The organism is Acinetobacter sp. NIPH 542 (assembly GCF_000369825.1).
GTDB classification, from domain to species: domain Bacteria; phylum Pseudomonadota; class Gammaproteobacteria; order Pseudomonadales; family Moraxellaceae; genus Acinetobacter; species Acinetobacter oleivorans.
This window is the reverse complement of record NZ_KB850206.1, coordinates 1,391,577-1,414,570: the sequence shown is the minus strand read 5'-3', so window position 1 is coordinate 1,414,570 and position 22,994 is coordinate 1,391,577. Positions and strand designations below refer to the sequence as shown.

The following is a 22,994-nucleotide window of genomic DNA, read 5'->3' as shown; positions in this document are numbered from 1 at the left end:
GCCAAAGGATGGCGCAGACAATAGTTAAAGGATGATTTGTTTCATGAAATATTTAAAAACACCATATTTAAAGTTTTCTACTCTTTTAGTTATCTGTAGTGGTCATTCAATGCTGTGGGCAGCAGATACCGCTCAACAAAGCGAAGATGAATGGAAATTCACTTTAAAAAACGCCTACATCAACCGTAATTTTGATAATGATGCCCTCAAAGATACGGGCAGTTGGTCTCAGGCAGCATCATTATTTTATAAATCGAAAATGCATGACACACCACTGCAAATTGCAGACAAACCAATCACCATTGGTGCAGATGCTTCTGTTCAATACGCCGTTCGCTTAAGTGCAGACAAACACGTTGCAGACACAGTTTTGCCTTTTAATAAGGAAACACAATCTCAAGCATCAGACTTTTTAAAATATGGTGCAACTTTAAAACTAGGCTATGACAAAACACTTTTAAGTGTCGGTGAACTCTGGTTAGACCTACCCGTAACGGCGGTTGATGCGAGCCGACAATTACTGGCCTCTTATTGGGGAACCAACTTAAAGTCTCAACTTTCAGATCAGCTCTACGCTGAAATTGGTCGGGTTGAAAAAGTCTCTCCACGAAATGAAGAAGACTTTAAAAAGTTTTCGTTCACAGCAAATGGGGTTACTAAAGAATCTGATGGCTTAAATTACATAGACCTGCGCTATCAATTCACGCCATCACTCAAGGGTGAATATTACTTTGGTAATTTAGAGGATCTCTACAATAAACACTATGTAGGGCTTGAGCATAATTGGAAACAACCTAATTTTGCGCTTACTTCTAAGTTTAAATACTTCAATGCAAAAGATGACGGCAATACTTTTGATATTGATGCGCAAAATATTGGAGTACTAGAAACGCTTAAAGTAAAAAATCATACCTTTGGTTTGGGGTACCAACAAATTATCGGTGAGTCGGCTTATCCATTACCAGATGGTTTCTTACCAGAGACCTATTTCATTAACTGGAACGCCACTGGCTTCTTTAAAGAAGATGAAAAGTCTTACCATGTCATGTACGGCTATGACTTTAAAGACTATGTACCAGGCCTAAATGCAATGGTGAAATATGTTTACGGACATGATTTTAAAGCAGCCAACGGTGAGAAAAACCATGAAACCGAGTCGAATGTGATTTTAAATTATGCGTTTCAACAGCCGTTCTTAAAAGGCGTGGCCCTGCAATATATTCGGATTGATTACAACGTAAAACATGGCAATGATTTTGGCGAAGATCGCTTGTTTGTAAACTACACCAAAAAGTTTTAAAGACGTTTTTAAAGTTCATCATTAAAAAAGAGACCGTAAATGGTCTCTTTGTCTCTCATATTTTGAAATCTAGACTATCTATTTATTCGTATCAATAGAGACTAAAACAGATAAACCAGGACGTAATAATTTAACGTCTTTTTGATTTTCAACAAGCTTGATTCGTAAAGGTAGACGCTGAACAATCTTGGTAAAGTTACCAGTCGCATTGGTCGCAGAGATCGGAGAGAAAAATGCGCCAGTAGATGGAGAGAAACTATCTACAACGCCTTTTAGCTCAACGTTATAAGCATCTACATAGACATTAACAGGTTGTCCGATCTTAATTTGTTTTAGCTCAATTTCACGGAAGTTTGCTTCTACATAGACTTGGTCTAAAGGCACAACCACCATGAGTGGATTACCAGCGCTCACAAAGTTACCTACGTTAGCTGACTTTTGACCAATCATGCCATCAATAGGTGCACGAACTTCTGTATAGCTCAAATTCAGTTTTGCTTTATCAAGTGCCGCTTGTGCTTGTTTAAGAGCAGCTTGTTTGGCTTGTACCTGAATCTTGTATTGGTTGAGCTGATACTGTGCATCAATCACTTTTTCTTTACTGCTGTCTAAGTCAGCATATTGTTCCGTCAAAGTAGTCTTAGATTGTTGTGTAATTAATCTAGACTCTGCCCCAAGTGCCTGTAGTTGCTCATAACGCGCCGTATTATCTTTTGTGAGTTTAATCCCAGCTTCTACTTTTCTCAGCTGTGCTTCGGTTTCTCGAATAACAGTGGGTTGTCTATCAACTGCGAGCATCGCTTCACTCACGTCAGCTTGTGCTTTTGCATAATTCGATTCAGCTTCAGCTAAAGCAGCTTGATAATCACGTGCATCAATCCTTGCTAAAAGTTGGCCTTTTTTTACGGTCTGATGATCTTTAATATAAATTTCTTCAATATTGCCAGATACTTTAGGGGCAATGGTTGAGTACTCTACATCCACACGCGCATCGTCTGTTTCAATAATCGAAGATGGTAAAAATATAAGTTTTAAAACCCACAAAATAGATGCTAAGACAATAATGAACGCAATAACCATAACCCAATGCTTTTTGAGATATTGCACCTTTGTTAACTTAGGTGGTTCGGTGTGGATGGTATCTTGGGCTTCGAGAGTACTCATAAAGATTTTCCTGAGTTATGACTATTCATTAACTTAATGAGAGCAATACGTGGCGGATAAGTTCGAACTGGCAAAATCAACATCACGATGAACAAAATAGCGGTAAGGCCAGCTAAGATGAGATATTGATCGCTAATAACTAAAACAGATTGTTGCGCTTGAATCGCAGAATTTAGGGCAGATAAACCACCTGAAACATGGTCTGTACCATTTGCGTTAAGCACAGGGGGAGTAAGCGGATTAATGACAGGGCCTTGAATATTTTGGAAAACATGTTGGGCAGTATTTTCAATCAGCCGTGTTGAATGGTATTCACCACGCACTCGATTGATCCAATCCAAAATACATACACCCAGTACACCGCTAATAGCACGCGGAGTATTAATCATTGGTGATGCATAAATTGCCATGGTTGGGTGAACGCTGTTTGTTCCCATCATTAAGAGAGAGAGCACGACACAGGTTTGCCCCAAACATGAGATTGCATGCCAAAAATAAAACTGATCTTGATTCCATGTGGTATCAAGTTGACTTGCACCTAGGCAACCCGCGATGACCAGAAGTAAACCAAACCCGTGTACATATCGGCTATCCACCCAAGCTTGATTTAAAAGCTTCACAACAATAGGAATATAGATAAATTGCAATGCCGCAATTTGTAAGCCAATCCACATGGTCTGAGTGGGTTTATAGCCATGCACAGCACTTAAGTAATTGAGTGGTAATGTGCTGGTAGACATACCAATAATGACAAAACAAAACAGGGCAATAACGGCGTAGGCAAAATTTCGGATTTCGAGCATTTGCGGTTTAATGAGTGGTGACGGATAACGCCATTCATGTATGAAAAACCAAGGTAAAGTAATTGCACTAATTAAGGCTAATACACAAATTAATTGAGAATGGAACCAGTCTAAATGGTTGCCATGCAACAACATGGTGCTCAGGCTGGCTAAGCTAATAATCGCTAAAATGGCACCCATCCAATCGTAAGTTTTTATTCTTGAATAATTCAATGGATCTTGGGGAATCCCAAAGTACACCAGTGCAGCACTTAGCGCACAAAAAGGAATGGTTTGGAAAAATATCATCTTCCAGCCAACCACATCTAAATAAAAAGCAGAGAGTGCGGCACTTAGGTTAGGAAAGAACGTCGCAGTTAATGCATAGCAGGCGAGACCCCATAGCCGAATATCAGGTCCTAAAAATCTAAGTGCGCAAGCCATGAGTAAAGGAATGGTTAGACCATTAGCGAGCCCTTGTAAGCCACGCAATAAATAAAAGATTTCGATATTTGGACTGAATGGAATTAAAACGCTAGAAAAGAGGCAAAGTCCTATAGCAAAAAGCAGAACTCTGCGCATAGAAAAAATGACTGCCCAACTGGTAGACAGAATCATGCCAATAATCATGGCACTCGCATAAATACTATTGACCCAATAACCAGAGTCAACACTAATTCCCATCGCACCTCGAATGTCGACTAAGGTAATGCTGGTGATGCGGTTATTAAATTCAACAGTCATTGCAGCAAATATTGCACCTGCTAAACCGATGAGTGGCTTTGTATTCATTTTTTACCTTAAATCTTAAACATCCATTCATTGCATGGAGCAGATATTTACTGTACTGTACCGATCGGTACTCTACTCTCTAATTAAATTTCCGTCAATTCTCGATTTTGAACTTTTCGATGAGTTACACTTACTACGAAATCGCTAAAATTTTTATAAGGTCAATATGTCAGTTTCAACTAAAGCTAATGAAAAAGATCAAAAAATTCTGGATGCGGCAACCAAGTTTTTTTTGATTCACGGTTTTAGTGGAACAACGACAGACATGATTCAAAAGGAAGCGGGTGTTTCAAAAGCGACGATGTATGGTTGTTATAAAAATAAAGAAGCGATGTTTGCGGCGGTGATTGAACGTCAATGCAGAAACATGCAAGAGCAAATTATTTTAGTCGAGACAAAAGCTGAAAATTTACGCTCAGCTTTAACCGAGATGGGGAAAACCTATCTGTGTTTCATATTGTCGCATTCAGGATTGGCATTTTTTAGAGTTTGTATTGCAGAAGCCGTTAGATTTCCTGAGTTATCTGAAAAATTCTTTCAAGTTGGCCCACAACGGCTTGCAAATATTATTGCGGGTTATCTTGAAAAATCTCAAAAGAATAATGAGATTGAGTTAAATTCTTCTGCTGATATAGCAGCAAATATATTCTTGGCATTATTACGAAGTGATGCCCATCTAAAATGTCTGACACATCCCAACTATACAATTTCTGATAGTGAAATTAGTACTTGGGTTGAATATGCTGTTGATTTATTTATGAAAAATATCAATTACAAACCAAATTAATTTAGGGAGTTTTATTCTATCTATAAGCTCTGGATGTAGAAGTTAAAAAGAGACCAGCGAGTAGTCTCTTTTTTTAATTGATTAGATCGCTTCTTTAGTCATCTCACTATTCACCAACCTTAAAATCTGCAATGGATTGCTGTCTTTTAAAGCTTCCGGCAATAAACTCTGCGGATAGTTTTGGTAACACACAGGTCTTAAGTAACGGTCAATTGCCAAGGTTCCAACAGAAGTTCCTCTTGCATCAGAGGTGGCGGGGTATGGTCCGCCGTGTACCATGGCATCACAAACTTCAACACCGGTTGGGTAGCCATTTATGAGGAATCGTCCAGCTTTCTCTTCTAACACCGGAACCACATCTGCAAATTCAGTTAAGTCTGCTTCATCAGCAATTAAAGTCGCAGTCAGCTGACCATTCATGCTTTGTAATGCCCGAATGAGTTGGGCTTTATCTGCCACTTCAATGATGACTGTGGTTGGCCCAAAGATTTCTTCTTGCAGAAGTTGGTCGCCTGCCAGTAACAACTCAACATCCGCTTTAAACAATTGTGGCTGTGCCTGATTGCCTTGGTGGGTTTGACCTGCCAAATGTTTAATGCCTTGATGCTGGGTTAGGTGCTCAAGACCAGCGGTATAGCTTTTTAAGGTTCCGGCATTCAGCATAGTTTGTGCAGGTTTGCCACCCATAATTTCGGTTAGGTTGCTAATAAGCTGAGTAAACTCGGCTGATTTAATTCCCAAGATTAAACCCGGATTGGTACAGAACTGACCACAGCCTAAAACAACTGAATCTGCCAAATCCTGTGCAATCTTTTCACAACGGTTTTTTAAGGCTTCTGGCAACATCAGCATCGGGTTAATGCTGCTCATTTCAGCAAACACCGGAATCGGTTGTGGACGGGCTGCCGCCATATCACATAAAGCGCGACCACCACGAAGTGATCCCGTAAAACCTACAGCTTGTATTAAAGGATGTTTCACTAAAGGTTCACCTACGCCATTACCATAGATCATGTTAAATACGCCTTTAGGCATATTTGATTTTTCTACGGCACGCTCAATAGCCTGAGCTACGAAGTCTGCTGTGGCCATATGTCCACTATGGGCTTTCACAACTACAGAGCAACCTGCTGCCAGTGCCGAAGCTGTGTCACCACCTGCAGTTGAGAATGCTAAAGGAAAGTTACTTGCCCCAAAGACTGCCACAGGACCAACACCGATTTTAATCTGGCGCAAATCTGGGCGAGGTAAAGGCTGACGCTCAGGTAAAGCGGTATCAATACGGGCACCTAAAAAATCACCACGGCGTAACACTTTGGCAAACAGGCGCATTTGTCCACTGGTACGGCCACGTTCACCTTGTAAGCGTGCAAGTGGCAAAGCCGTTTCCTGTGAGACGATTTCTAGAAAATCTGTACCCAAAGCATCGAGCTCATCGGCAATATTTTCTAAAAAGGTAGCACGCTGTTCAGGTGAAGTATGGCGGTAAGTCTTAAACGCTTGACTGGCTACTTCACAGGCCTGATTGACCTCTTGCTCGGTTGCATGGTGAAATTCATAAGGCAAAGTTTCGCCAGTCGTTGCATTGACACTTTTTAGTAAAGTGGAACTTTGTGCACTACGTGAACCGCCAATAAAATTGTGTCCGATAATGGTCATAATAAAATCCTGAAATTAATGAGAATGCCGTGGAAGGTTATTTTGATTGACCACACGCATGTATAACGTTGCAGGCTCTAAACAGCCACCCGTTGATAATTGGCCAACCATGTTGCGATACATTTCTTGCCAAGGCGTTTGAGATGTAGATACAGTTGGTTTCCATTCCTCGCGGCGTTTGTCTAACTCTTCGTCTGAAATGAGGACATTTACGGAACGTTTATTTAGATCAATACGTAAACGGTCATTAGTTTTTAATAAAGCAATGCCGCCGCCTACCGCGGCTTCAGGTGACATATTTAATATAGAAGGGCTAGCAGATGTTCCGCTTTGACGGCCATCACCTAGACAAGGCAAAGAGTCAATTCCCTTTTTAATTAATTCCGCTGGAGGAGCCATGTTTACCACTTCCGCACTGCCCGGATAACCAACTGTACCAGCACCTCGAATGACTAAAATACAATGCTCATCAATGTTTAAATCAGGATCATTAATTCGGGCATGGTAGTCTTCGGGACCTTCAAAAACGATTGCACGGGCTTCGAAGCTATTTTCACTACTTGGGTCAGATAAATAGGTTTTCTTAAATGCTTCACCCACAACAGACATTTTCATAATGGCGCTGTCAAAGAAATTACCACTCAGCACGATAAAACCTGCGCCATGTTTCAATGGTTGTTCATAAGGAAAAATGACATCTGCATTTGAAGTTTTTGCATTTTTAGCAATTTCTCCTACTGTTTTGCCGCTGACTGATGCACAGTCTTCATGTAAAACACCTGCTTTTTGTAATTCATGTAAAACAGCAGGAACACCGCCAGCACGGTGAAAACCTTCACCCAAATATTTACCCGCAGGCATGCAGTTCACAATGAGCGGAATATTTTCTCCAACACGTTGCCAGTCTTCTAAACTCAGCTCAATCCCCATATGACGAGCAATTGCAATTAAATGAGGAGGGCAGTTACTTGATGCACCTAATGCTGAGGCTACAGCAATGGCGTTTTCAAATGATTGTTTATTCATGATTTTAGATGGTCGTAAATCTTCCAAAACCATTTCACATATTCTTTTGCCAGTCATATAGGCCATTTGCCCACGTTCGCGATAAGGCGCTGGAATGCTTGCACATGTCGGTAAAGACATACCTAAAGCTTCTGCTAATGCATTCATGGAAAGTGCTGTGCCCATGGTGTTGCAATGCCCGACTGAAGGTGAAGCAGAAGTGGTCATTTCCATGAACCCTTCATAGTCAATTTCACCAGTGGCAAGTAAGTTTCTTGCATGCCAAAGCACCGTGCCGGAACCAATTAACTCACCTTTAAAATGACCATCTAGCATTGGCCCACCAGATAAAACAATGGCTGGTAAATCTGTTGTTGCCGCCGCCATTAAACAGGCAGGGGTAGTTTTGTCACAACCTGTGGTTAGTACCACACCATCAAGTGGATAGCCATGTAATATTTCAACTAAACCTAAGTAAGCTAGATTTCTATCGAGTGCAGCTGTAGGGCGTCGAGACTGTTCAGCAATTGGGTGAACGGGAAATTCCATAGGAATACCGCCCGCATCTCGAATACCTGCTTTCACACGTTCAGCAAGCTCTTTGTGGTGACGGTTACACGGGGTCAAATCACTACCAGTTTGTGCGATACCAATAATAGGCCGGCCTGATTGTAGCTCGGCACGGGTCAGGCCATAATTCATGTAACGCTCAACATAGAGTGCTGTCATGTCAGCATGTGTAGGATCATCAAACCATTCTTGGCTGCGTAAAAAAATCCGTTTATCTTGATCATTCATTTTTAGATCCTTCTACTGATCTCGCTCAGCAATTTAATTTTTCAAGTGATGAATATTACGATTGAACTGGTCGATAATACGTGAAATTTATAGTAATTCACGTTGTTTTAAATTGTGCATCAAAGCATTTATGCCAAAATTCCACGGCATCGCTTTATCACTGGTCATCACCGTATTGTATAAAGTGCCGAGCTTTGGTGTATGGATACGAACGACATCTCCCACTTTATGGGTAAAGCCTGCACCAGCTTGTTCACGGTCTTGGGTAGGTGCAAATAAAGTACCCAAGAACAAAACAAAACCGTCTGGATATTGATGATTTTCATTAAGGGTTTGTTGAATTAAATCTTCCGGGTCACGGCTAATTTGAGACATAGAGCTAATGCCATTGAGCACAAAGTTATCTGTACCTTGAATTTGCAGTTCAACATCACAAGCGCGGATATCATTTAAAGTAAAAGTATGATCAAAAAGACGAATAAACGGTCCAATTGCACAAGATGCGTTGTTATCTTTTGCTTTACTCAACAGTAGGGCACTACGACCTTCAAAGTCCCGTAAATTAACGTCATTACCTAAAGTAGCGCCTAAAATTTTACCTTGGCTATTTGCAACTAATACGACTTCCGGTTCTGGATTATTCCACTCAGACTTTGGGTGAATACCAATATTTTGGCCTGTTCCCACAGCTGCTAAAACAGGTGCTTTGGTAAAAATTTCAGCGTCGGTACCAATACCTACCTCAAGATATTGAGACCACATTTTTTGTTCAATTAGATATTCTTTAAGTTGAAGTGCTTTTTCAGAACCAGGTTCAATTGTTTTTAAATTATCACCAATTACGCCTTGTACAACTTCACGGATTGATTGAGCTTTTTGTGCATCGCCGCCCGCTTGTTCTTCAATCACACGCTCTAACATGCTTGCTGCAAAGGTCACACCAGCTGCTTTAATCACTTGTAAATCAATAGGAGCTAAAAAATATGCCTTGTTTGTATCTGGCTCAGCGACTGTGTTAGCAAATAACTCATCAATTGACCCAACTAATTTTCCTTCAATTTCAACTAAAGCTTTTAAAGGATCCGAACTTTCAAGTAACTGAGAAATAGTGTGGAACTTTTCAGAAATATCAAAAACCTGATCGCCTTTTAAAAGAATCGGAGATGGACCAGAAATTTGATTTGGAATCCATGCACGACCAATTAAACATCCTTGGGTAGCGTCTTCCGGCAATGAGTTCTGGGAATTTAACGTAAAGTTCATTTAAAGCATCCTTCTTTTATTTGAAATCATGATATGTTTCTTATTTAATAAACACCAATCGTAATAATTTAATTATTAATAACGAAAAGTTATCAAAAAGGATTTTTGAAAATGGCGGATTTAACTTACGCAAGTTTAAATAATTGGTTGAAATTCAAACATCTGGTGTTGTTAGAAACTTTGGCGAGGACCAATAACATGCATTTGGCAGCCGAGCAGATGAACCTAAGTCAGCCCGCGGTGAGTAAAATGCTAAAGGAAATAGAAGGTTTACTGGGTTTTCCTGTTTTTGAACGACTACCTCGAAATATGCCAGTAACGGCTTTAGGCGAACATGTAATTCGATATGCTCAGCGTGTATTAAACGATGCAAAGCATTTTGTCGAAGATATTGAAATTTTACGGTTAGGCGGTCACGGGTTTTTAAAAGTAGGTGGTATCTTTGCAGCAACCGCGGTGGTGATACCAAATTCAATTATTGAGATTAAAAAACAATGGCCGTTACTTTCTATTGATGTTGTTGAACAGACCAGCGACCATTTAATGGAAATGCTAAGTGAACACACTTTAGATTTAGCTATTGGCCGTTTTACAGATGTGACGCAAAGCCAGTTTTTTGATTTCCAACCTTTAGGTCCGGAGCCGTTTTGTATTGTTGTTAATAATGCTCATCCATGTGCCAAGAAAAAGTTTTGTACATTAGAAGAATTATTAAATTGGCCATGGGTACTCTATCCTAAAGGCACGCCAATTCGACAACGTATGGAAGGCGCATTTGCCCGAGCAAAAGTCAAAATTCCTTTAAATACGGTTAATACCATGTCGATGCAGACCTTCTTACAGATATTAAAAGGGGCACCTATGGTGGGGATGTTGCCCGAAGCGATGGTGATTGATCAGGTAAAAGAAGGGCAATTACAGATTTTAGAAACAGATCTAATTTTAGATGCACAGGATTATGGTATTTTGACGCGTAAAAATGAACCAGTTTCTGATATTGCATCGGCATTTATTAATATCTTGCTTAAAAATGCGAAACGTAAATAAACGACCGAGCCTCAAACCATGATGAGATTTGAGGCTTTAAAATTAAAAGAAAAACCTACTTTGTTTAGTAATTTTATAAAGATAAAACTGATATTAAAAAGTTATCAATATTTAGAAATTATTCATTGGAAATTATTGAAAGGAGTCCTTATCGTTTAATTCACGACAATTACAAAAGTTTTTAAGTGAATAAAAACTAGGAAAGGACCTCTGTATGAATGTGCTAATCACTGGTGGAACAGGTTTTATTGGAAAACAAATTGCTAAAGAGATCTTAAAATCTGGCAGTTTGACTTTAGATGACAATAAACCTGAACCCATCGATAAAATTATTCTGTTTGATGCATTTGTTGGCGATGATGTGCCGCAAGACCCCAGAATTGAAGTGATTGTCGGTGATATTACCGATAAAACTACAGTTGCCCATATTACAGAAAATATTGATGTCGTTTGGCATTTGGCTGCTGTGGTGAGCTCAGCAGCAGAGGCCGATTTTGATTTAGGTATGGATGTTAATTTGTATGGACTCTTAAATTTATTAGAAGAATTAAGAAAGAAACAAACCACGCCTCGGGTTATTTTTGCTAGCGGCTGTGCTGTATTTGGTGGCCAATTACCAGAAGTTGTGACAGATGAGACAGTGGTTACACCAAAGTCTTCTTACGGCATGCAAAAAGCAGTAGGAGAATTGCTGGTCTCGGATTACTCAAGAAAAGGCTTTATTGATGGCCGTATTTTAAGATTACCGACTATTGTGGTTCGTCCAGGTAAACCTAATAAAGCTGCATCAACATTTTTTAGTTCAATCATCCGCGAACCGTTAAAAGGTGAAACGGCTGTTTGCCCAGTCCAGTCAGATACACCTGTTTTTGTTACTTCACCACGACGTTGTGTTGAATCAATGATTAAAGCTGCATCAATTTCTTCAGATGTACTTCAAGATAACCGAATTATTCCTCTACCGGGATTAACAGTCACCGTTAAACAAATGCTTGAGGCACTTGAAAAAGTCGCAGGCAAAAAAGCAACTGATTTAGTGCAATGGCAAGAAGACAAAACCATTCAACGTATTGTTCAAAGTTGGCCTGTTCAGGTGAAAGCTGAATATGCTGAATCTTTAGGTTTCCAAGCAGACGAAAATTTTGAAAGCGTGATTCAGGCACATATAGAAGATACCCAAAATTAATGGCAGTGATCGCCAATTGATGTGAGAGTTATTATGGAAGATATCAAAAATGTAAGTGCTCTCGAAGAGCAGACAATCAAACGTATTTCGAATCGAATTATCCCGTTTCTCATTATTCTATTCATTATGGCATTTCTAGACAGAACCAATATTGGTTTTGCTGCGCTACACATGAATGATGCACTTGGAATTACTCAAACCATTTTTGGTCTAGGTGCGGGAGTTTTTTTTCTAGGTTATTTTATTGCCGAAGTACCAAGTAATATCTTGCTTCATCGTTTTGGAGCACGAATTTGGATTGCTCGAATCATGATTACTTGGGGAATTATTGCTGGACTCATGGGTTTTATTCATAGCGGTACGCAGTTTATTGTTTTACGGTTTTTACTTGGAATTGCTGAAGCGGGCTTCTTTCCGGGTGTGATCTTTTATTTAACCTTGTGGTTTCCTGCAAAATATCGCGCTCGTGTTTTTGCCACGTTCTATCTTGGATTACCAATTGCTCAAATTATTGGAGCACCAATTTCAGTCGGTCTTATGCAATGGGGCAATACCATTGGTTATGAAGGTTGGCGTTTGATGTATATCCTAGAAGGTATTCCATCCATTATTTTGGGATTAATCTGTCTAAAATATTTAACCAATAACCCAAAAGAAGCAGAATGGTTAACGGCTGAGCAGCGCCAATGGTTAATGTCTACACTAGAGCGCGAAGAAAGAGAAAAAGAGCAGTCGAGTGAAGCTGCTTTAACAAAAGGAGAAATGATCAAACAAGTGTTTAAAAATCCTTTAGTGTGGATTATGGCAATTGTTTACTTTGGAATCACCTCTGGTTCAAATGCAATGTTTTTCTTCTTACCAAGTGTTTTAGAGTCATTCCGTAATACATTTGGTATGCAAATTAGCCTTATTCAAAATGGTTTACTTACAGCAATTCCATATGCATTTGCAGCTGTTGGTATGGTTTTATGGAGCCGCCGTTCTGACCGTAAACAAGAGCGGTATAAACACGGTGCTTGTGCTGCACTTATGGCGGCTTTTGCAATTGCGATTGCACTAATTGTAAATCAACCTTGGGCAATTATTGTGGGCTTTATTCTGCTCGCGATTGGTGTATTTAGCGCAATTAACATTTTCTGGACTATTCCTGGGCAAACTCTAACGGGGGTGGGAGCCGCTGCTGGAATTGGATTAATTAACTCGGTGGGTAATTTAAGTGGTTTTACTGGCCCATATTTAACTGGATATTTATATACGACCACAGGCACTTATACAGTCGCATTCCTTGCCATTGCAGGCTTTGTAGCGATGGGTGGTTTGGGCTTGTTGTTATTAGCAAAGTTAAAATCGAATTGTTTAAAAGTAGAACAGCAGCAACTTAAAGTTCGAACTGCTGCGGAGATAAAATAATGGCGACCATCGGGTTTGTGGGTACAGGTATTATGGGACTACCGATGGCTATGCATTTACTAAAAGCAGGCCATCACATTAAGGTTTGGAATAGAACTTTATCTAAAGCAGATAGTTTAAAAGAAGCTGGTGCCCAAGTTTGCTCTGACCTTGAACAAGTCGGAAAAGATGTAGATTTTTTGATTTGTATGCTCAGCGATGGAAAAACCTGTGATGAAATCCTGTTTAAAGAACACGGCGCGACTTCACAGCTAAAACCTGAAAGTACGGTCATTGTCATGAGTTCAATACCTGTGGAAGTTGCACAAGCACAAAGTGAAAAATGCAGAGAAAGAGGGTTTAAATATTTAGATGCTCCTGTTTCTGGTGGAGAAAAAGGCGCCCAAAATGCAAGTCTTGCTATTATGGTAGGCGGTGAAGCTAAAACATTTTCACAGGCTGAAACTATTTTACGTGCAATGGGGCGCCCAATTTTAGTTGGTGGTGTTGGCTGTGGAATGCTCGCAAAACTTGTGAATCAAATGATTGTAGCAACTACCATTGCAACTGTAAGCGAGGGCTTATTACTGGCCAGTAAAGCAGGCGCTGATCCTATTAAACTAAAACAGGCACTCACAGGAGGCTTTGCCGATTCTCCAATTTTACAGCAGCATGGTGAACGTATGCTAAATCGAGATTTTAAACCAGGTGGCACTGCTCGAAACCAGCATAAAGATATTCATACAGCCGTTAGCTATGCCAAATCACTAGAGTTAAATTTGCCAATTGCTCAACAAGTCAGCCAATTATTTGAAAATATGCTTGCTGCTGGAGACGGTGAGTTAGATCATTCTGGTTTAATTCGTGAGCTTGAGCGAATGAATCAGGGGTAATTGCTTTGCTCAAAGTTGATAGAGTATTTTTTATATTTCTATTTAAATGATTAAATTTAGCGGTATTTGATGAATAGACATAATCAAATACTGCTTTTTTCTGGTCTTAATTTTTTAATGGTCCACGGTTATTACTTTTATATATTCTTAATATCTACTGACGGAGAAACTCCAAAAAAACGTTTATATTCACGGGAAAATTGCGACAAACTTTCATATCCGACTTGAATACTGGTCGTTGAAATATCATATTCTTCGGTCATTAATAAACGCCGTGCCTCGGTTAACTTCATTCTCTTTTGATACTGTAAGGGACTCATTGAAGTGATATCCCTAAAATGTTGATGAAAACTAGAAGCACTCATACCCATTGTGCTTGCCAGTTCTTCAACGCTAAAGGATTTTGCAAAATTTGTTTTCAGCCATTCAATCGCTTTCACAATTCGATGGCCGGTAGTTCCGGCCGCCACAATGCGTTTAAGTCGATCACCTTGTGGACTCATCAATAAACGATAAAAAATTTCCTTAATAATAAGGGGGGACAAGATGGGGATGTCTTGTGGTGTATCCAGTAGTTTTATTAACCGTATAAAAGCATCATTTAGCTCTGAATTGACTACTCCAACAGCCATTCCTTTTTTCTCAGTATTTACATCTTTAAAAGGAATATGCGCTTCAAGCATGATTTGGGCGAGTACATACGGGTCTAGACGTAAAACTATTGAAAGATAAGGTCGTTCAACTGAAGCTTCAAGAACTTGGGCAATTACAGGCAGGTCAATTGCAGTAAAAAGGAAATGGTTAGAGTCGTACGAATAGGTTTCTTCGCTAAGAATCACCTGTTTTTTACCTTGAGCAATCATACATAGACTTGCATCCATCATGCTGCTACTTGGTTGAGTCAATGTTTCTGCACGATATAAAGTCAGCCCCGTAATAGCTGTTTCGAATGTACCTTTTTCTCGGGTCCATTGATCGACAAGTTGAGCTAATTCTTGATTACTGTCTAGAGAAGACTTATTCGCCATTCAGATTCCACCGATTACCCTCTGTATTTTTATTGTAGGCATTTCAAATAAGAAAAATAGTGAGAAGTGCAACAATTCGGAGGATTAGGCAAATCTGTGAGAGGAATAGAACAACAGCTTACGATTTTCATTTTTATACTGATCAACATGGCACAAAGTCTATGAGTTGGAACTTAGTGAACCAAAATGTTCCAAAACCTATTTATAGATTTTCAAAATCTATAGCCATCAATGAATGTCCAGCAAAGAAATCGTCTTTATTTAAACATTAAACATGAGAGAAAAAATATGACAATTGAAGTTTTAGGTTATGCCGCGCTGTCATCAGAAACTCCTTTAGTTCCGTTTAAGTTTGAACGTAGAACCCCACGTGAAGATGATGTTGTCATTCAAATTGAATATTGTGGTGTTTGCCATTCCGATCTACATCAAGCTAAAAATGATTGGGGATTTAGTGCTTATCCGATCGTTCCAGGCCATGAAATTGTCGGGCGTGTCACCTCAATTGGTCCTAAAGTCACAAAATATAAGGTCGGTGATTTAGTCGGCATTGGTTGTATGGTCGATTCATGCCGTACTTGTTCTGCTTGTCATTCAGGGCTAGAGCAATATTGTGAGGAAGGTAACATACAAACTTATGGCGGCGTAGATCGCCATGATCAACGACCAACTTATGGTGGATATTCACAAAGCATTACGTGTAGCCAAGATTTTGTATTAAAAGTACCTGAAAATCTGGATGCCCAAGCTGTACCACCACTACTGTGTGCTGGTATTACGACTTGGTCGCCGCTACGTCACTGGAATGTTGGAAAGGGTAGTAAAGTTGCTGTAGTTGGTTTAGGTGGTTTAGGGCACATGGCGATTAAACTTGCCAATGCTCTAGGTGCTGAAGTGACATTATTCACCCGCTCAGCAAATAAAGAACAGGATGCAAAACAACTCGGAGCGCATCATGTTGTGTTATCAACAGATGAAGCTCAAATGGAATCAGTGTTAAATCAATTTGATTTGATTATTGATACGGTGCCTTATAACCATGACTTGAAGCCTTATATTCCAACACTAGCTTTAAATGGAACAATTGTGTTAGTTGGATATTTAGGTGAAATTAGCGCAAATTCAGTACCTATGATTTTAGGAAGAAAATCAATTGCAGGGTCGGTCATTGGCGGAATTAAGGAAACACAAGAGCTACTTGATTTTTGTGGTGAGCATAATATTGTGTCTGAAGTAGAGATGATTGACATGCAAAACATTAATGAAGCTTTTGAACGTATGCTAAAGAGCGACGTGAAGTATCGTTTTGTGATTGATATGAAAACACTCTCTGAAGATTAATTTAGTAATCACTTCGGCTGTGCATACTATGCGTAGTGTGCACAGCTCAAAAGTTTAATACCAATGTGAGTGTTATGATTTAGAAGGAATGTATTTACGCATAGCAAAGATAAATAGCGTAAATAAAATACTGAAACCAAAAACAGGTAAGCTTAGCCCTAACACGAGACCCACCAATATTAACCCTATTTTCTGTGGGCCAGTTGCACGGTTCCAAACTAATAAGCTTTGCCCAACAAAGTGAGTTGTCATGAGTTTTAAATTCGAGTTTTTAAATGCAGCCCTATATGCATAAATAATCATAATGCACAGTGCGAAAGCATAAAGTGCCAGTACTAATTGATTTATCCAGCCAAATAAAACACCAATATGCGCATCAACTCCCCAACGAGTGAGCTTTGCCACCAGTGAATAGTCTTTAAAAGCAAGTTGATCGATGACTTTATGTTGTTCCATATCAATTGCGATACTGTCTGCTTGAGTTGGCCATTTACGCTGGATCTCGGCTATCGTCCAAGCTTGATTTCCACTGGTTGGTGGCTTGATTTGTATTTGTGCTGCATCAATGCCATGTGCTCTGGCTATTGAAAGAGCGCTATCGTATTCACTTGAAATAATATTTAAATTCAGGTTTTCACTATGTGGCATTTCGTGATGCTCATGGTGCATTACTGTAGGTAAATTATCTTCTTGAAGCGAAGTTGCCAATGTTGGGGTTTGCCAGTTAAGCCATTGACGAGCAACTCGAATATTATCTCCGGCCCACTCGGACCATGTAAGACCCGTAATGGCGATGATTAATAAAAGAGGGAATAACGCTAAACCCAACGTGCTATGCCATTTCAGTAAGTTATTTTTTGCTGTTTGTCTAATTTTAAGATTTTGACGACGTTTCCACCAATTATATAGCCCAGTTAAAGTCAAAATGGCTAACCAGCTTGCTGCCAGTTCACTATAAAAGCGACCCCATTTTCCTAGTAATAAATTGCTATGTAGTTGGTCGAGTGTAGTCCGAAATGGCAGAACCCCACTGGTACCATAAACCGCTAGATGGCCTTTGGCTTGAAGTGTAAAAGGATCAATAAAAACGGCTTCACTCGTAAAATCATGTATAGGATCTGAGAAAATTACACGAGTTGTTTGGTCAGCACTTGGGGCTGGTCTAACTTCAATCACCTGTGCAGACTTAGGCATTACTTGCTTTGCGGCTTCAATTTGCTGGCTCAGCATATGTGGTGGCTGCTTCAGTGGCTCAACATATAGAACATCTTTATAAATCGCTTGCTCTATTTGAGGCGTAATGGCATAGAGTAAACCAGTGATTGCTGCGAACAAGATAAATGGCGCAATAAAAATACCAGCATAAATATGAATTAAACGGTAAAGACTACGCCAGAAAGATGATTGGGTCAGCATCGGAAGATAATGTCTATCAGATTTTGGGCTGGATTATAACGAGTTATTTATTTTAATGTTAATTGAGCGGTAGCCATTATTAAATTATTTGAGTAGCTCTTAGGCATATTGTTTGGTCTAAAGAAAGGCCTGAAAAAATCAGGCCTCTCCCTTAATTATTATTTTGAAGTTTCTAAGCGAACTTGAGAAATACTCAAGCCTTGAGAGCTTACTTTTTCTTTCACTTGATCAAGCGTTAAATCAGTAGCAACAAACTGAACTTCTAAGTCTTCAGCAGCCATGCCTAATTGCTTAACTTGATCACTGACTTGATAGACCAATTGACCAATATGGCCTGGGTGCCCGCCGTGGTCATGATCTAACACACCGAAGTAGTTAATTGTGGCAACATAAATTTTTTGGTCAGGTTTATTTTTTGGAGATAGATAAATCTTATAGGTTAGATTTGGATTACCAATCATTTGGACATTATCTAATATTAAATAGGTTTGTCCTGATGAGAGCTTTGTTTGAGTAAGTTGACTTGAGTTCTCTAGGAAACTTGCAGTTTGAGGGGCTAAAGCTACTTTTTGAGTTACACCCATAAGTTTAATGCTTTTATTACTGCTGACTGGTTTATGATTCATTTTAAATAGGTTTGCTTTTTCAGCACCTTTACTGCTCATGACCGTAGCTTCAACTTTACAAGCATTTTCATTGGTATATCGCACTGGGATTTTACCGGGGGTGAATACATCAGCAATGGTCATGGTGACTTTATTGCCGTTTTCATCTGCAAAAGTATATCGGGTGTCATACCAACTATCTGGCATACCTAAATTTTTCTTAGCCCATTCAAGCGTAATTGGTTGTCCATTTGCTTTTTTATTTAACCAGCATTGCCATAAGCGATCGATATTTGCATGGTGCATATAAAATACGGGGTCTAAGCCTGCAATAGGTACAAATCCCATATCTGGTAGTACACAGTTTTTACCGACTGCACAGTGCATGACACCATGGGGTTGAGACTGTAATTGGTTAGAGAAGTCTGTGAAGTTATCCCATTTAAATGCTTGAGCAGCGCTGGCATTATCTGGATCTATGGCGATGATATTTGCATTTAAACCCGGTGTACGGTACTGATCATATAAAGTACCTGCTTGTTTACCACGAACCAATTGAGGCAGTGCTAAGCCTTTACCATTAGCAGCTTTTTCTTGGTAATAATCCCAATAAGGAAGAGAGTAATCTTGCCCAACATATTTACGTACTGTTCGCTCATAAAAATAAAGCATCATACGGTGCCAAGGTAAGAAATTTAGATTGCCATGTTGGCATGTACCCCAAACTTCATCGGTAAAGCCATCATTTGGGACTGGTGAATTTTGAATATGCTTATAATAACTGTCACATACTGCTTTACTATATACCTCTAAACACTGTGGCATACGGTATTGATTAACATAATAATCTTTGTCTGTTGCATGTGTGCCTGTACCAAAATAGCCATGCGTATTGGCCCAGTAATTAAAGCTTGTACGAAACTCCGGTGATAATGGATCGGCATTATTATTTGCTCGCATTTTTTCCAGACCCTTTTGTAATGCGCTTACTTTGGCTGGATCTTTTGCAAACTCCGTGGCACTCATTCGTAGTGAGTCAGCATGAGTCGTTAAGCTCATACCACACAATAGAGTTCCTAAAATATAATAATTTCTCTTCATGATTTTAAATCCTTGTCATGTTTAATATTCTTATATTTGATTATTTGTAATGTATGAATTTACCCTTAGGTTGGGTAATTCTTAATCTAATCTAGCATATAAAGAAGTTTTTATTAAAGGTTTATGTTTGATATTAATAATGAAAAAATTTAACTTTAAAATCTGTAATTTTTTAGAAAAACTTAATTATTTGGTATATTGTTTTTAATGTGTTTTTATTAATAATTAAAAGATTTTTAAAATAAAAATAATTATATTTTTACTTAATATGTTTTGTTTTTTTTAAAATTTATGTGTTTAAAGTCTCATTATTAAATAAAATGTTAGATGTGAAAATTTTTGATTAAAATTAAATATTATTTTATTTGAATGGTTAGCATGCATGCTCTAAAGGTTTTGTATAGGGTTATCTATATTTTGAGTTTTAAAATACAAATTACAATTGCATGATTATTAAGTTTATTTTGTAATTTTGGCATTTTTATTGCTTAATTACTCTTATCTTTAGTACAACATTTGATTTAATAACTTATAAATGATGATTCAGACCGTCTTGCTCTCTTATGGTGTCTTTTTCATATGAAAAATGCACCAAATAGACACGTCTTTTTATTTTGCACTGTATTTGTGCATTGGATGCTGTAATGAAGTTATGGGTTTCAATACTCACTTTACTCATTCTATGTGGATGTTCTTCATCTGAACAAAGTAGAAAAACTAAAGAAAACTTAGCAGTCCATTCGATATGCGTTTTTGATAGTACAAATACAAAAGTCTGTGTAGCCAAACCAGCACAAAGAATTGTTTCTTTATTTGAGTCGGGTTTAGATGGCTTATATATGCTAGGGCAAGGTCACAAAGTGATTGGTATACCAGCCGAAGTATACATCCAGCCTTTATTATTTAATGCCTATTCAAAAATAGATAAGCGTATTGCCAATAAACAGCTTGCGACGCCTTCACAAGGGGCAAATGCAACTAATATTGAAAGTCTTGTGTTGTTAAAACCCGATTTGGTGATTTTGGGGAGCGGGCAGACTCAAACAATTGAACTGTTACGGCAGTTCGGCATTGCTGTATATGTCATGGAGTCCAGTACTTATCAGCAAGTAAAAGAAGAACTTTCTGAAATTGCTATTCTGAGCGGTGCCCAAAAGCGAGCTCAAGAAATTTTAAATTTCTCTGATGAAATTGTGGCGGAGGTCGTAGCCAAAACGGCACGTCAGCCAAATAAGCAATCGATTTACTATGCATGGTCAGGAGGACGTATTTTTTCTACCTCGGGACGTCAGTCGATTACCAATGACTTTATTGAACTGGCGGGTGCGTACAACATTGTTCAGACCAATACGAATCAACCCAATGTAAATCCCGAGACTTTAATTGAATGGAACCCTGACAATATTGTGCTTTGGAATACCAACCCCCAACTGATTTATGAACGAAAAGAATTACAGGGTTTAATCGCCGTACACAACCGAAAGGTATTTAATTTGAGTCCTGCATTTATATATAACCCCCATACCATCAAAATCATTATTACGGCGATTTATTTGAATCACAGTATTTATCCTGAACAGTCCGATTTACCAGTAAGTGCTTTACAACAGCGTATTTTAACTAAGTTGTATGGTGAGCAGCTTGCCAAAGCGTTGGTGCAATGAATATGCAAAAGCTGAAATATTATTGGTTTTACCCGTTACCGTTCGTGATGATTTTTATCTCGTTGCTCATAGGGCCAACGCAGACATTGAGTGCATGGGATTATTTGCGGTGGGGTGTGCAAGCGGTGTTTGGTACACCATATTTTGATGCTGAGCAATTTAGACTGATGCAAAACATTCTCGTAAATGTCAGATTACCCAGAATTCTACTGACCTTTATGGTGGGTGCTGCGTTAGCAACTGCGGGAAATGGTTTACAGGCATTGTTTCGTAATCCTTTAGTTGACTCGTATGTACTCGGTATTTCATCTGGTGCGGCGTTCGGTGCAGCTTTAGCACTTTCTTTAAGTTGGCTTTCACCAAACCTATCCGCCTTTATTTTTGGCGTGTGCGCTGTTGGTTTAACGTATTTATTTGCCCATCAAAAACATGAAAGCCAGACATCTTTAGTCATGGTAATTTTATCGGGCATGATTGTTTCGGGGCTGTTTTTGGCAGGACTTACAGTCATTCAATACTTAAGTGATCCATTTAAATTACAAGCCATTGTGCAGTGGACCATGGGCAACTTACATCAAGCGTCTTGGCAAAAGGTTCAATACGCCGTGCTACCAATCTGTATTGGCCTTGCTGGGCTATTTGCGATGCGTTGGCGCCTAAACCTAATGGCACTCGGTGCCGAAGAAGCACAGGCGGTTGGTGTTAACCCAAGGTGGGAACAGCTTCTTTTAATTGCGCTGGTGACTGTATGTACGTCAACTTCTGTAGCAGCGGCTGGCATTATTAGTTTATATGGGCTGTTTATGCCACATATTGTGAGAATGTTGGTTGGGCCAGATCATCGCTACAGTATTCCTGCCAATATGATTTTGGGCGGTAGTTTTCTCCTGTTGATTGATAACTTTTCTCGGGTTTTACTAACGTTTGAAATACCGATTGGTATTTTTACCATGTTACTTGGCGCACCATTTTTCTTATTATTAATGAAAACACAGAGGACTCATTGGGCATGATTCAAATTGATCAGTTAAATTATGCCTATGGGCACAAACAGGTTCTCAAAAATATTCATCTGGAGTTTCCTGAAAATCAGTTTTCAGTCATTTTAGGGCGTAATGGCTGTGGAAAATCGACACTTTTTAAATTGATGGCTGGTTTAGAACCCGTAAAAGATGGCTTGATTCGTTACTCTGGAAAACCACTATCGGACTTTAAAGGGAAAGATCGGGCAGCCTTACTCGGTTTTTTACCGCAGTTTCATAAAACCGTATTTCCATTTTTGGTTAAAGATGTGGTGATTACGGGACGTGCCGCTTTTAGCAGATATAGACCTTCAAAATCAGACTGGGAACGTGTAGACCAAGCTTTGCTTGATTTAGACATCGAGCATTTGCGTGACCGTCCTTATACCGAGCTATCGGGAGGTGAACGGCAATTAGTTATGATTGCCCGCATTTTAGTACAAGCACCGAAAGTCATTTTGCTTGATGAACCAACCAATCATCTCGATGTTTATTACCAGTCTTATTTAATGAAAAAATTGCGTCAGTTGTCGCGGCAAAATTTTACGGTGATTGCGATTATGCATGATCCCAACTTGGCTTTTTTATTTGCTGATCATTTGTTTTTCATGCGCCAACACGAAGTCGTTAAACCTGAGTCAAAAACACGAATCACCGATCCGAAGTTTTTAAAAAGTGTCTATGATGTTGAGTTTCATGAAGCCATGATTCAAGACAAAACCATTGTTATCCCTGATCATTCTTGGCTATAA

Annotated in this window: 18 protein-coding genes; 10 read left to right on the top strand and 8 right to left on the bottom strand. The window is 39.1% G+C overall.

What is annotated here, in order from left to right:
• Nucleotides 1-43: 43 nt before the first annotated feature.
• On the top strand, nucleotides 44-1,300 hold the full coding sequence (locus F886_RS12090; RefSeq protein ID WP_005305566.1) for an OprD family outer membrane porin: 1,257 nt from the start codon (nucleotides 44-46) through the stop codon (nucleotides 1,298-1,300).
• Between the two features lie 78 nt (nucleotides 1,301-1,378).
• Here F886_RS12090 and F886_RS12085 read toward each other — a convergent pair whose 3' ends face one another.
• Complete coding sequence (locus F886_RS12085; protein ID WP_005305563.1) at nucleotides 1,379-2,464, bottom strand: HlyD family secretion protein; 1,086 nt, start codon at nucleotides 2,462-2,464, stop codon at nucleotides 1,379-1,381.
• Complete coding sequence (locus F886_RS12080; RefSeq protein ID WP_005305560.1) at nucleotides 2,461-4,038, bottom strand: MFS transporter; 1,578 nt, start codon at nucleotides 4,036-4,038, stop codon at nucleotides 2,461-2,463. The genes F886_RS12085 and F886_RS12080 overlap by 4 nt, the downstream gene beginning before the upstream one ends.
• Before the next feature lie 166 nt (nucleotides 4,039-4,204).
• Between F886_RS12080 and F886_RS12075 the strand changes: the two genes are divergently transcribed.
• Nucleotides 4,205-4,825, top strand: a complete 621-nt coding sequence (locus tag F886_RS12075; protein WP_005305557.1) for a TetR/AcrR family transcriptional regulator — start codon at nucleotides 4,205-4,207, stop codon at nucleotides 4,823-4,825.
• Nucleotides 4,826-4,906: 81 nt separating this feature from the next.
• Here the strand turns inward: F886_RS12075 and F886_RS12070 are convergent, their stop codons facing one another.
• The 3 genes from F886_RS12070 to F886_RS12060 form a co-directional block, all read right to left on the bottom strand.
• Nucleotides 4,907-6,484, bottom strand: a complete 1,578-nt coding sequence (locus tag F886_RS12070) for an aldehyde dehydrogenase (NADP(+)) (protein ID WP_005305555.1) — start codon at nucleotides 6,482-6,484, stop codon at nucleotides 4,907-4,909.
• A gap of 15 nt (nucleotides 6,485-6,499) precedes the next feature.
• Nucleotides 6,500-8,287, bottom strand: a complete 1,788-nt coding sequence (locus tag F886_RS12065; protein ID WP_005305552.1) for an IlvD/Edd family dehydratase — start codon at nucleotides 8,285-8,287, stop codon at nucleotides 6,500-6,502.
• A gap of 87 nt (nucleotides 8,288-8,374) precedes the next feature.
• Nucleotides 8,375-9,550, bottom strand: coding sequence for a fumarylacetoacetate hydrolase family protein (locus F886_RS12060; RefSeq protein ID WP_005305549.1), 1,176 nt, complete (start codon nucleotides 9,548-9,550; stop codon nucleotides 8,375-8,377).
• A 111-nt stretch (nucleotides 9,551-9,661) separates the two neighbouring features.
• Here F886_RS12060 and F886_RS20250 point away from each other — a divergent pair, with 111 nt between their 5' ends.
• From F886_RS20250 to F886_RS12040, 4 genes are all read left to right on the top strand, one after another.
• A complete protein-coding gene (locus tag F886_RS20250; protein ID WP_005305546.1) occupies nucleotides 9,662-10,597 on the top strand; it encodes a LysR family transcriptional regulator in 936 nt (311 codons plus the stop codon).
• A 214-nt stretch (nucleotides 10,598-10,811) separates the two neighbouring features.
• Nucleotides 10,812-11,783 (top strand): D-erythronate dehydrogenase, encoded by a 972-nt coding sequence (denD, locus tag F886_RS12050; RefSeq protein ID WP_005305541.1) that lies wholly within the window; start codon nucleotides 10,812-10,814, stop codon nucleotides 11,781-11,783.
• Between the two features lie 33 nt (nucleotides 11,784-11,816).
• Complete coding sequence (locus tag F886_RS12045; protein WP_005305538.1) at nucleotides 11,817-13,193, top strand: MFS transporter; 1,377 nt, start codon at nucleotides 11,817-11,819, stop codon at nucleotides 13,191-13,193.
• Nucleotides 13,193-14,065, top strand: a complete 873-nt coding sequence (locus F886_RS12040) for an NAD(P)-dependent oxidoreductase (RefSeq protein ID WP_005305535.1) — start codon at nucleotides 13,193-13,195, stop codon at nucleotides 14,063-14,065. The genes F886_RS12045 and F886_RS12040 overlap by 1 nt, the downstream gene beginning before the upstream one ends.
• Before the next feature lie 137 nt (nucleotides 14,066-14,202).
• Here F886_RS12040 and F886_RS12035 read toward each other — a convergent pair whose 3' ends face one another.
• Nucleotides 14,203-15,093 (bottom strand): AraC family transcriptional regulator, encoded by an 891-nt coding sequence (locus F886_RS12035; protein WP_005305532.1) that lies wholly within the window; start codon nucleotides 15,091-15,093, stop codon nucleotides 14,203-14,205.
• 288 nt (nucleotides 15,094-15,381) lie between these two features.
• Between F886_RS12035 and F886_RS12030 the strand changes: the two genes are divergently transcribed.
• A complete protein-coding gene (locus tag F886_RS12030) occupies nucleotides 15,382-16,434 on the top strand; it encodes an NAD(P)-dependent alcohol dehydrogenase (protein WP_005305529.1) in 1,053 nt (350 codons plus the stop codon).
• Nucleotides 16,435-16,506: 72 nt separating this feature from the next.
• Here the strand turns inward: F886_RS12030 and F886_RS12025 are convergent, their stop codons facing one another.
• Together F886_RS12025 and F886_RS12020 are read right to left on the bottom strand one after the other, a co-directional pair.
• Nucleotides 16,507-17,850: a PepSY-associated TM helix domain-containing protein gene (locus F886_RS12025; protein WP_005305525.1), complete on the bottom strand. Its 1,344-nt coding sequence runs from the start codon at nucleotides 17,848-17,850 to the stop codon at nucleotides 16,507-16,509.
• 158 nt (nucleotides 17,851-18,008) lie between these two features.
• The gene (locus tag F886_RS12020; protein ID WP_005305520.1) at nucleotides 18,009-19,556 is read right to left on the bottom strand and encodes a tyrosinase family protein; all 1,548 of its coding nucleotides are present in this window, start codon (nucleotides 19,554-19,556) and stop codon (nucleotides 18,009-18,011) included.
• Between the two features lie 644 nt (nucleotides 19,557-20,200).
• Between F886_RS12020 and F886_RS12015 the strand changes: the two genes are divergently transcribed.
• From F886_RS12015 to F886_RS12005, 3 genes are read left to right on the top strand one after another with little or no spacing between them, the layout of a single operon-like run.
• Nucleotides 20,201-21,220 carry an ABC transporter substrate-binding protein gene (locus F886_RS12015; protein ID WP_005305517.1) on the top strand — a complete coding sequence of 340 codons (1,020 nt, stop codon included), beginning with the start codon at nucleotides 20,201-20,203 and terminating at the stop codon, nucleotides 21,218-21,220.
• A gap of 2 nt (nucleotides 21,221-21,222) precedes the next feature.
• Nucleotides 21,223-22,233 carry a FecCD family ABC transporter permease gene (locus F886_RS12010; protein WP_081402260.1) on the top strand — a complete coding sequence of 337 codons (1,011 nt, stop codon included), beginning with the start codon at nucleotides 21,223-21,225 and terminating at the stop codon, nucleotides 22,231-22,233.
• Nucleotides 22,230-22,994, top strand: coding sequence for an ABC transporter ATP-binding protein (locus F886_RS12005; RefSeq protein ID WP_000614440.1), 765 nt, complete (start codon nucleotides 22,230-22,232; stop codon nucleotides 22,992-22,994). The genes F886_RS12010 and F886_RS12005 overlap by 4 nt, the downstream gene beginning before the upstream one ends.